This window comes from Microcystis sp. (assembly GCF_048564745.1).
Taxonomy (GTDB): domain Bacteria; phylum Cyanobacteriota; class Cyanobacteriia; order Cyanobacteriales; family Microcystaceae; genus Microcystis; species Microcystis ichthyoblabe_A.
In genome coordinates this window covers 129,557-141,593 of the sequence record NZ_JBLZRT010000012.1, presented here as the reverse complement: position 1 = coordinate 141,593, position 12,037 = coordinate 129,557, and the positions used below count along the sequence as shown (strand labels likewise).

Annotated in this window: 6 protein-coding genes; all 6 read left to right on the top strand. The window is 42.9% G+C overall.

Going from position 1 to position 12,037, the window contains the following annotated elements; translation table 11 throughout:
* Positions 1-17: 17 nt before the first annotated feature.
* The 6 genes from ACOCD9_RS02005 to ACOCD9_RS01980 all read left to right on the top strand — a co-directional run bounded on the left by ACOCD9_RS02005 (position 18) and on the right by ACOCD9_RS01980 (position 12,033).
* A complete protein-coding gene (locus ACOCD9_RS02005) occupies positions 18-155 on the top strand; it encodes a hypothetical protein (RefSeq protein ID WP_287700408.1) in 138 nt (45 codons plus the stop codon).
* Between the two features lie 301 nt (positions 156-456).
* A complete protein-coding gene (locus ACOCD9_RS02000; RefSeq protein ID WP_287700406.1) occupies positions 457-1,791 on the top strand; it encodes an AAA-like domain-containing protein in 1,335 nt (444 codons plus the stop codon).
* A gap of 158 nt (positions 1,792-1,949) precedes the next feature.
* Positions 1,950-3,782, top strand: coding sequence for a carotenoid oxygenase family protein (locus ACOCD9_RS01995; protein ID WP_419546238.1), 1,833 nt, complete (start codon positions 1,950-1,952; stop codon positions 3,780-3,782).
* On the top strand, positions 3,779-9,934 hold the full coding sequence (locus ACOCD9_RS01990) for an AAA family ATPase (RefSeq protein WP_419546237.1): 6,156 nt from the start codon (positions 3,779-3,781) through the stop codon (positions 9,932-9,934). The genes ACOCD9_RS01995 and ACOCD9_RS01990 overlap by 4 nt, the downstream gene beginning before the upstream one ends.
* A gap of 507 nt (positions 9,935-10,441) precedes the next feature.
* Positions 10,442-10,876, top strand: coding sequence for a hypothetical protein (locus ACOCD9_RS01985; RefSeq protein ID WP_287700400.1), 435 nt, complete (start codon positions 10,442-10,444; stop codon positions 10,874-10,876).
* A gap of 356 nt (positions 10,877-11,232) precedes the next feature.
* Positions 11,233-12,033 (top strand): Tic22 family protein, encoded by an 801-nt coding sequence (locus ACOCD9_RS01980; RefSeq protein ID WP_287700472.1) that lies wholly within the window; start codon positions 11,233-11,235, stop codon positions 12,031-12,033.
* Positions 12,034-12,037: the final 4 nt, after the last annotated feature.

The following is a 12,037-nucleotide window of genomic DNA, read 5'->3' as shown; positions in this document are numbered from 1 at the left end:
TGCGGCAAAAACAGGATTTGCTGGTAGAAGCACTCTCTGGTCGGGTGCGTCCCGGTCAGCAATTTATTCTCGCCCAGTTACTAAGTCTGATTGACAGTATTGACGAGACGATTGCCCAGTTTGACCGAGAAATTTGTGAAAAAACGTCTGGTTAAACGTTTAGAGAAGCTTGGTTATCAAGTTACTCTTGAGCCTGTTCTGGTTGTCTCTTAAATTGGTCTAGAATATTTCCGAGTTGGGCTGTCGCCTTTTCCTGACTTCAGCCATCTACTGCCGTGGTTTTGTGACCACATTGTCATTTTCAAGTCAGTCAGGAGACAGGAGACAGGTTTTAGGTGTTGGGGGTTGGGGTTTTGGGGTTTTAGTTCAATTCCCCCACTTCCCCATTCCCCCACTTCCCCACACCCGTTCGGCTGAGCTCACGGCCGAAGCCCACACCCCACACCCCTAATTCTTATGAGAGATTCCCTATCGAGCCGTCTAAGAGTACAACAACACTGCCTCAATCAAGTTAAATTAGCCGTGAGAAAGCAGGGCTTTAGCAGTCAACGCTCCTTAGCGAAAGAAGCTGAATTTAGTCTGGCTACTGTCAGCAACTTCCTGACCGGTAAACCGGTAGAACAAGCCACTTTTGAACAAATTTGTCGTCGATTATCCCTCGACTGGCAAGAAATCGCCGCCCTGAATTTTGAGCTAAAAACACCCCCTCAAGACAAAATTCCGGTTAATTCTGCATCCAAGAGCGAAAAATTGGACACATTGCCCCCCTATCCTAATGGGGCTGTTCCCCTTGGTTCCCCATTTTATTTAGAACGTCTTCCCCTCGAAGAACAGATAAGGCAGGAAATCAAGAAACCGGGGGCTTTAGTGCGGATAAAGGCCCCGAAAGAAATGGGCAAAACCTCCCTACTTTTGAGAATGCTCGATTTTGCTAAACAGCAAGGCTACCGCACGGTGAGTTTGAACTTAGAACAGGTGGACCAGGCGATTTTGGCTGATTTAAACCAATTTTTGCGCTGGTTGTGTGCCAATGCCGCCCGTCAACTACAGTTAAAACCGCAATTAGATGAGTATTGGGATGAGGATTTAGGCAGCAAGATTAGCTGTACGGTTTACATTCAAGACTATCTCCTGGAATCGATTACCGCGCCCATTGTTCTCGCTCTTGATGAACTTAATCAGATTTTTGAACATCCCCAAGTGGCCAAGGATTTTTTACCGCTGCTGCGTTCTTGGTACGAAGAATCCAAAACCCTACCTATCTGGCAAAAACTCCGTCTTATCGTCGTCCATTCCACAGAAATTTATGTTCCCCTGCAGCTCAATCAATCCCCCTTTAACGTCGGATTCCCCGCACAGCTAAGTCATTTTAGTCTGGAGGAGGTATTAAAATTAGCCCAACGTTATCAACTCACCTGGGAAAATCAGGAAAAAGTCCAACAATTGATGGAGTTAGTGGGAGGACACCCAGCTTTGGTGCAAACCGCCCTCTACTATCTCAGTCGGGAGGAAATAACCATGACGCAAATATTAACCGGTGCCACCTCCGTCACGGGGATCTATGCCCATCACCTGCGGCGCCATTGGGCAGTATTAGAACAACAGCCTGAACTAGCAAAAGCCCTCGATCGGGTGATGAGCGCCGTGGAACCAGTACAATTAGACCCAATTCTCGCTTACAAACTCAGCAGTATGGGGCTACTCAAACAATCGGGAGATAAAGTAGTACCAGGCTATGAATTGTATCGACGCTATTTTTTAGAGGTGAAATCCTCTATCAGTTATCAGTAAACAGTAATCAATTATCAGTGAGGGTGTGGGCTTCGGCCGTGAGCTCAGCCGAACGGGTGTGGGGTGTGGGGGGAATAAATAAAATAATCTCCTGACGACCGGCTCCTATCTCCTGACTCCTAACCCCACCAACAAACTTTTTGCCGCAAACCCTACTTATGAATATGTCAATCAAAGATACTGTCCAAAATACTGTCAACGTTAGTAATTTTAGTCGCTCGCAACTCGGTCAACCGGATGAGAACAATTTATATAAAGCAGTCGCCACAGTTACCGAGGGACATTGGCCGGAAAATCTGTCGGGATACGTTTTTATCGTCTGTCCTTTTCATAGAAAAAATGACCGTCATTTGTTCTCCGGCGAAGGTGTAATTATTAAATGGGACTTGCAAGGCAAAAATAATCAAGTTAACGTTCACAGTAAAAAACTAAAAACTTGGGATAGTTTTTGGCGAAAAGTTTTACCGATATTTAATATTAGTCAAGCAACTTTTCCCGCAGTGGTCAGCATTTTAGGTTCTTCGGAAATAGCGAATACTGCTATGGTTAAACTAGAAAAAGTTGCCGAAGATAAACAACTAGAAGAAACCAGATTAATTCTCACCGCCGATGCTGGACGTTACTGGGAAGTGGACCCCGTTTCCCTTGATACTATCACTCCGATTGGTTATTTTGACCAACATATTGTTTCCGTGCCTTTGTCTGTTTTCCCAGTCCTAGAAAATACCGCTCACCCCTTCTACGACAAAAAGACCCAAGAATTTATCACCTGTGAATTAAAGCTAAAACTTATATCGGGAGGTATGTTAAAAGATTTAGATAAATCGGTGTATATTGTTCTTTGGGATCAACAAAAAAAACTTAAACCCTGGAAACTACAGGGAACTATCCTCGATGGTAGTCCCCATTCGGTCATCGTCACCGAAGATTATATCATGATTCCCGATATGCCTTTTCAGATGGGAGTAGCCAAACTATTAGGTATCAGAATTAAGCCTGAAGAAACCTATCCAAAAACTCAAATTTATCTGGTTAACCGTCAAGATCTCAAGGAAGAAGAAACCACCGTTCCCTCGCGATTAATTACCTTCAATGGCGACAGTTATCACTTCCTTTGTCATTACCATAGTATCAACGGTCAAATTCAGCTTGTGGCCATCCAAAATGCCACTATTAGTTTAACCGAAGCGATCGAAAAAGACGATATCCAACATTTTACCGGTCAGGGTTATCCTCCCGAATACCACGGCATTCCCTGGATGTTTTCCTTTGACGTCGGAGTGCTGCGCAAAGTGGTTATCGAAGATGCCAGGGTGATGAGCGAACAAGCTTTCATCCATCCGGGTTGGTTCTGTACCAGTCTCTACACCGCCGACCCCCGGGAATCGGAACAGGGATACAGTGCCGTTTATCAAATTTATCTCGGTTATGTGCGCGAATTAATTTGTCGTCGTCAGTATATGGATTGTCGCGACCAAAGTAATCGCATCCTCAGCGATGCCGAACTTCCCTGTCATGACTTGCCCTCGGTATTAGCCAAGGTTCCCTTCGATAAGGATTGGAATCAGTTAACTGAACAGATTAGGCAAGAAAAAAATGCCAGTGATACTCATGTATCACATTTAGGTCGGGAACTACTGGATTTTTATGTTTGTCCTGATGGCTATATTTTAGATAGCATTCAGTTTATTCCCCAAGAACGGGCCTATCTATTGACGACGGTTTTAACCCCGACCAAAGTATTAGAAGCTTGGTTATTTAACCCTGACAATCTCAAGGACGGACCGATTGCTAAACTGAGTTTGCCGGAAGATGTTCACTTTGGTTTGACCTTGCATTCCGAGTATTTCGAGCAGGTGGTCCCTTCTCCCCGTCCTTCCGTCTCACAGGTAAATCGATTTCTGTCAGCCTTGCGAAGTCTTGTCTTGGTTCCCGTAGAATTTTTCTTGGGGAGACCCGCAGCCGTTTACAATCGCCAAGTAAAAAAATGATTGTTCTCAAAGGATACGACATTCTTGCCCAGGTTTACGAAAGCGTTAACTCAGAAGTCTATCGGGCCATTCGCACCGCCGATAATCAACCGGTTATCCTCAAAATCCTCAAGCAAGAATATCCCACCGCCCAAGAACTAACCCATTACAAACAGGAGTATAAAACCATCTGCGGCCTGAACTTCGAGGAGGCGATTAAAGCCTATGGTTTAGAAACCTACCGCAGAACTCCCGTGATTATTTTGGAAGATTTCGGCGGTATATCCTTAAAAAAATGGCTAGAGGGCAAAAAAACTCTAGCCTTAAGGGACTTTTTAAGCCTTGCACTCCGAATAGTGGCTAATTTAGAGAAAATTCACAACGCCAAGGTTATTCACAAAGATATTAATCCTGCCAATATAGTTCTTAACCCCGAAACCGGACAGATTAAAATCATCGATTTTGGCATTGCCAGCGTCCTGCGGCGGGAAAATCCCGGGCTAAAAAATCCCAACGTCCTGGAGGGGACTTTAGCCTATATTTCTCCCGAACAAACCGGACGGATGAATCGCAGTCTCGATTACCGCACGGATTTTTATTCTTTGGGCGTTAGCTTCTATGAACTTCTCACCGGACAATTACCTTTTCGGGCTAAAGATGCTTTGGAATTAGTTCACTGTCATCTGGCTAAACAACCTTTGGAGATTAATAGTCTCGTCAGGGAGGAAATTCCCCCGGTGGTGGAAGCAATCATCAGGAAACTGATGGCTAAAACCCCGGAGGAACGATACCAAAGTGCCTACGGTATTCGGGCAGATTTAGAAGAATGTTTAAGACAACTAGAAAAAACGGGTAAAATTGAGGATTTTGTCATCGCTAGGCAAGATCTAGCCAATCAGTTCCAAATTCCCCAAAAACTCTACGGTAGGGAGATAGAAATCGCCACTCTTCTCACTGCTTTTCAACGGGTAGCCACGGCGGCTAAAAACTCCTCTCACACCGAACTGATGCTAGTTACGGGTTATTCTGGCATGGGTAAAACCACCCTAGTTAGGGAAATTTATCAGCCAATTACTGAAAAACGCGGCTTTTTTATCTCCGGTAAATTTGACCAGTTTCAGCGCGATATTCCCTACGCTGCCGTGATTAGCGCTTTGACTCATCTCGTCAAGCAACTTTTGGGGGAAAGTCAGCCACAACTGCAACTATGGCGACAAAAACTCCTCAAGTCTTTGGGGGCGAATGCACAGGTTATTATTGATGTGATTCCCGAATTAGAATTAATTATCGGTCCACAACCAGAGGTGTTACAATTAGGAGCGATCGCTACTCAAAATCGCTTTAATTTAGTCTTTAAAAATTTTATTCGGGTCTTTTGTTCCCCAGAACATCCCTTAGTCATCTTTCTCGATGATTTGCAATGGGCAGACTTGGCTAGTCTCCAGTTAATAGAATTAATTATGCTCGATGGCGATATGGACTATTTATTTTTAATTGGTTCCTATCGCAGTAACGAAATTAATTCCACCCATCCCCTAAGTGCTACTCTCGATAAATTAGAGCAGGGGGGCATAATTATCAATCAAGTTATTTTAAAACCTCTGGGTCTTGAACAGGTAAATCGGTTAATTGCTGACACCTTAAATCATTCTCTTGATTATGTGCAATCTTTGTCCGCTTTAGTCTGGCAAAAAACCCACGGGAATCCTTTTTTTGTCAATGAATTTCTCAAAACTATCTACTGGGAAAATTTGCTATTTTTCCAACCAGGGCAGCAAACAACCACTAAAACCGATAATAATAGGGGCTATTGGCAATGGCATCTCGGCCAAATTCAAAGGATTGGCAGTACCGACAATCTGATTCAATTTATGATGGGTAAAATGCAGAAATTACCTCCCGAAACCCAGGAAATTTTAAGTTTAGCAGCTTGTCTTGGCTCAGAATTTAATTTAAATATTCTGGCAGTAATCTCTGAAAAATTACCTCCAGAACTTTTACCAATTTTAACTTCTAGTAGCGAAGCTGGTTTAATTATTCCCCTCTCAGAATTAGATGAACAATTACTGATTCAAGAATATAAATTTGCTCATGATCGTATTCAACAAGGGGCCTACGCTCTCATTGAAGACAGCCAAAAATCTTTAATTCATCTAAAAATTGGTCGCCTACTTTGGCAGCATAGTTCTGTCAACGAATTATCGGAAAAGATTTTTAAAATAGTCGATCATCTCAATCTTGGTTATCAACTAATTAGCGATGAAAAAGAACGGGAGTTAGTGGCTAACTTGAATTTACTAGCAGCCCGAAAAGCCAAAGCGGCTAATGCCCAAACTGGAGCCTTAAAATATATTAAAATCGCTCAAAAACTTCTCAAAAAAGCAAGCTGGAAGAATAACTATCAACTGACTTTAGATATTTATTCTGAAGCCACAGAAATCGCCTATTTAAGTGGGGATTTTGAGCAGATGCAGTGTTGGGCTAATCTCGTATTAAAACAGGCAAAAACCACCCTAGATAAAATCAAAGTTTATGAAGTAATCATCGAAGCTTATCACTCCCAAAATCAAGAACTAAAAGCGGTACAAATTGGCTTATCTGTCCTCAAAAGCTTAGATTTCGAGATTCCTGAATCCTTACAATCATCAGCTATCCAGGAAGAACTCACTAAAACTCGACAAAAATTAGCGGGTAAAAATATCGAAGATTTAATTAATTTACCGCAGATAAATGAAGAAGAAAAATTAGCAGTAATGAAGATAGCAAGTGCTATATTTTCTCCTGTTTTTATTGCCGCTCCTCATCTTTTACCCATCCTAGTATCAAAACAGGTTAACTTATCAATTGAGTACGGCAATAGTTATCTAGCGGCTTTTACTTATGTTAATTATGGCTTAATTCTTTGTGGTCTTTTAGAAGATTGGGAAACGGGTTATCAATTTGGAAAATTGGCTTTAAACATTGCCGATAAATTTCATGCCAAAGCCCTGATGCCGAAAATAATTGCCGTCTTTTCCACCACTATTAGTATCTGGAAAGAACCGATTAAAAATTCCCTGTCCTTGTTAAAATCTTCCTATCAAACCGGTTTAGAAATGGGGGATCTCTACTACGGAACGATCTGCGCCTATCTTTACTGTTTTCATTCCGCTTTTATCGGACAAGAATTAACAGAATTAGCTGGAGAAATAGCTAACTATGATCTGGCTTTTGTTAAGCTCAAACAAGAAAACCCCCGCAACTATCTAAAAATCTACGGACAAACAGTTTTAAATCTGCTGGGGCGCTCGGAAAATCCCAGCCGTTTAGAAGGACAATACTATCAAGAAACTCTTATGTTACCGTACCATCTAGAGGCTAATGATCTTTACGGTCTCTGTGCTTTATTTGTCAATAAATTATACCTTTGTTATCTATTTGGACAGTACAAACAAGCCATTGAAAATGCTAATCAAGCCCAAAATTATCTAGGAGGAGCTACCGCCACTTTCTTGATTTCTCTGCATAATTTCTATGATTCCCTCGCCCATTTAGCTATTTATAATCATCTGGACAATGACCAACAACAGCAAGTATTAGAACGGGTGACGAATAATCAGAAAAAGCTGTGGGAATGGGCTAATCAAGCACCCCCTAACTATCTCCATAAATTTTATCTAGTGCAAGCGGAAAAGGATCGGGTGCAGCAATCCTATCTAGAAGCCATAGAAAACTACGATCTAGCCATCGCTAAAGCCAAGGAAAATGAATACATTAATGAAGAGGCACTAGCTAACGAACTAGCGGCGAAATTCTATCTCGATTGGGGTAAAGTAAAAATTGCCAAAACCTACATCAATGAAGCTGCTTATCTCTATTCTCTTTGGGGAGCAACAGCTAAAGTCAAAGATATAGAAAGCCGCTATTCTCAGTTAATAGTCCATAATTATGGTTCCAATTCCCCGACCGAAACTAGGAGAACTACCACCAGAAAAAATTCAGTTAGTCATTCGGGAGATCTGTTAGATTTAGCCACGATTATGAAGGCATCCCAAGCCATTTCTAGCGAGATAGTTTTAGATCAATTACTTGCCACCCTGATGAAAATTCTCATCGAAAATGCTGGGGCGCAGCTGGGCTATCTTATCCTAGAAAGCGGCGGACAACTATCGATCAAGGCCTCTGGTTCAGTGCAGCAAGATGGGGTGACAGTCTTTAAATCTAATGCGATCGAAGAACATCTTCCCGTCTCAATTGTTAACTATGTAGCCCGGAGCGGTCAAACCGTGCTTAATGACGATGCTGCCCATCAGGGCAGTTTCAGCAACGATCCCTATATTAAAACCCATCAAACCAAATCGCTGCTCTGTTCCCCCCTCCTCGACCAAGGACAACTGCGGGGAATTGTCTATCTAGAAAATAATCTCACCGTTGGGGCTTTTACCCAAGAAAGATTGGAAGTGCTGCAACTGCTCTCCAGCCAAGCGGCGATCGCAATTACTAACGCCAAACTCTACGCCGAAATCAAAGCCAAACAGAGACAACTAGCGCAATTTTTAGAAGCCATGCCGGTGGGGGTATTCGTCCTCGATGCTGGCAGTCAACCCTATTATGCCAATCAAACCGCCCAAGAGATTTTGGGAAAAGGGATAGTTAATATCACCACGGCTAATCAGTTGGGGGAAACCTATCAGTTATATCAAGCTGGAACCAATCGATTGTATCCCACCGAAGACCAGCCGATTGTCCGAGCTTTAAAGGGGGAAAAAAACACGGTGGATGATCTAGAAATTCACCAAGGAGAGAAGATTATTCCCCTAGAAGTGTATGCCACGCCCGTTTTTGACGAAAAAGGAGAAATTATATATGCGATCGCCGCTTTTACCGATATTACCGAACGAAAACAGGCGGAAGCGGAACGGATTCGCTTTACCGAAGAATTAGCCGAGTATAGCCGCACCCTAGAACAGAAAGTGCAGGAGCGCACCCTAGAACTCAGCCAAACCCTAGAAATTCTCAAGGCCACCCAAGCAGAATTACTGTTTGAAAATGAACTGCTCAGAAGTACCGAAGAATCTAGCACCTTTGACTACCAAGTGGGGGGCAGTTTACCCATGGATGCCCCCACCTACGTGGTCCGCGCCGCCGACCGTTATCTCTATAAAGCCCTCAAACGCGGCGATTTTTGCTATGTTCTCAATCCCCGTCAAATGGGTAAGTCTAGTTTAATGGTACGCATGATCGACCACCTCCAACACGAGGGGGTCTGTTGCGCTCCCATTGATTTAACCCGCATCGGCAGCGAAAACGTTACTTCCGACCAATGGTACAAGGGGATAGCCTTCGAGTTAGGACGACGTTTTGGCCTGCTCAAAAGGGTCAATCTCAAAGCTTGGTGGCAAGAACGGGAAGATGTCTCGGCAGTACAGCGCTTGGGCGAATTTATCGAAGAGGTGTTATTGCTGGAAGTAGGGATAGTAGAAGGTTCTCCCCCGAAACCGATCACGATTTTTATCGATGAAATCGATAGCGTTTTAGGCTTAAATTTCGCGGTTAATGACTTTTTTGCCCTGATTCGTTCCTGCTATAACCAGCGCGGTTTTAACCCGCTCTATCGGCGTTTGACCTTCGCTTTCTTCGGTGTTGTCACCCCCTCCGATTTAATTACTGACCACCAAATCACTCCTTTTAATATCGGTCATTCGATTCAATTGGAGGGTTTTAAGGAACACGAAGCCCAGCCTTTACTGCGCGGATTGGCCGAGAAAGTCAGTAACCCGCAAACTGTCTTAAAAGAAGTCTTTGCCTGGACAAACGGTCAACCTTTTCTGACCCAAAAACTCTGTCAGTTAATTCGCACCGCCACCTCGCCGATTCCCCCCAATAGTGAGGCCTCCTGGATTGAGGACTTAGTACAGAAGAAGATCATTGACAATTGGGAGGCTCAGGATGAACCAGAACATCTGCGGACTATTCGCGATCGGCTCCTCAACAGTCGTCGCTCCCAGTTGCTCCTGAGACTCTATGAACGGATTTTAAGGGAAAAAGAGGTGATTGCCGAGGATAGCCCCCCAGAAAAAGAGTTACTTTTATCGGGGTTAGTGATCAAAGACCGGGGCCGCCTGCAAGTCCATAATCCCATCTATCAAGCAATCTTTAACCTCCATTGGCTGGCCCTGGCAAAATCAACCTAATACTAAATCCTGTTTAATAAGTTATAGGATAGTGGGAAGTTAAAGTTAGATTGGGAGTTATCAAACTATTAAAAGCCGATTCGTTATTACACTCTAAGCAGTCGCTGATTTAGCAGCACTCGCTCCTATCATTCGAGAGATCAAAACCCTGGAAGTCCCCAAAAACTCCAAAATCTGAATCGCTAGTTGGTGAGAGGAATGTCAAGATTTATTAAATATAGAGAAATTGCGGCATGGGATATAATATACATGGTTGCCTATTAGTCTAAGTCAAATGAACATTAGACCTCTTGCAAAAATCAAAAATCTTCCGTTAGGTGAGGAGTCAGGCTTCGGCCGTGAGACTTCGGAGTGAGACTTCGATGGATCAGATAGTGATGCCATTCAGACTTAAATTGACCTTTTAAATACAGCAACTTTTTCTGGAATGTAGTGATTAGGAAAAATTTAAGAATACTTTCTCACCTAGCCCGAGCTTTTATTTAACTAATTCCGAGGATAATTACCGTGAAAACAGCGAAATATCCCGAAAAAATTGCCGCTCTCTGGACAACATTCCTCTTGGGAACCCTATTTCACACCCAACTGGGTTTAATGCCGCTCTTCCATGGTCAATCGATCGTCGAGAGTCATCAAACTAGCAATCTCGATCCGATTTTCTGGGGAATGTTGCTCTTTTTTTTGTTGCCAATGTTAGCGATTATCGGGGTCAATTTTAGCGAAAGTCGCTCCTTGAGAAAAACCCATTTCTGGCTAACAATTCTCTATTCTATCTTAAATTTAGCCCATCTCATCGCTGATCTTCTGGTCAGACCGATCGCTTGGTATCAAATCGCTCTCATGGCAATTTTATTGATCATCGGACTGATTTTAAATCTAGTTTCCTATCAATGGCTGCGGTTAGCGATCGCCCATCCGCACCATCTCTCGGAAAGTCATTAGCAGTGCCAAGATCAAGAGGATGCCTTTTGATCTTAAGTTGGTGCTTATTAGGGTAAAAGCCAGCTTAAACCAGAGCTAAAGGGATTTTTTCGGATAATTTAGCTTAAAAAATCTAATTAATCCCTATTATTCCCTAGATCAGCCCATAAATTGCCCCTGTTTCTGGTCTGCTGCTGCCACCTCATCTCACCAAGTATGGATCTTTTTAGCTATGATAGTTCAGAAGCAAGCCAATAAAGGGAACTTTTGGGGCTGGTTATTCATCAGAAAACTCCTAATCGGAGGAGTTAAGCAGACGATATAGTTCAGATTAACGGCAAATATTGGTTAATAGTAATAACGAGGTAATTATTTTGATGAAATCTCTCATTCGTTGGACGGCAACTCTTAGTTTAGTGGGAACGACAATGTTGACTTCGCTGCTGGGCAGCTATTCTAAAGCACTCGCTTTACCGGAAGAACAAATCGTCAAAACCTTGCAGTCTGTACCTGTCTTCGCTATTGCCGATGATCAAGGAGTCCCCTTAATTGCCGTGGGAGAAAAAGAACAGAAATTCACGGGGGTTTTTATTAGTAAGCAGGACGCACAAAACTTTTTTGAACGACTGAAAAAAGAGAATCCTGAAGTGGCCAGCAAAGTTAAAGTTCAGGCTGTTTCTTTGGCACAAGTCTATAAAATGCAAGCCAGTCAAACCGAACAAAATCGTTTAATTATCGATTTTGTTCCCAAAGAGTCGGAAGTAGAATCGGCGAAAAAACTGCTCAGTGAAAGAGGTCAACAGTATCAAGGTGGTGTACCTTTATTTGTGCCGAAAGCGGGAAAAGAGAGTAATTTTCTGGTAATCAGTCGCAATAATCAGGATTTTATTCCTTTCTTCTTTGAAAAAGCCGCCGCTTTGCAAATGGTAGAACAATATAAAAAAGCTAATCCCGCCGAAGCAGCCACGGTGAAAATTGATGTTATTCCCTTAGAAAGTGTCATCGCCACCCTACAACAAAGTAACGATGAAGCTTTAACTAAAATTCTCCTCTATCCTAGCCAAGAAACGATTGATTTTATCCGAGCAAATAGCAACCAAAATGCTCCCAACCAAGCGCCGGCAAATCAGCCACGCCCTAATAATAATACCAATAATCCCCCCGCCCCCAATCGTTAAGCCT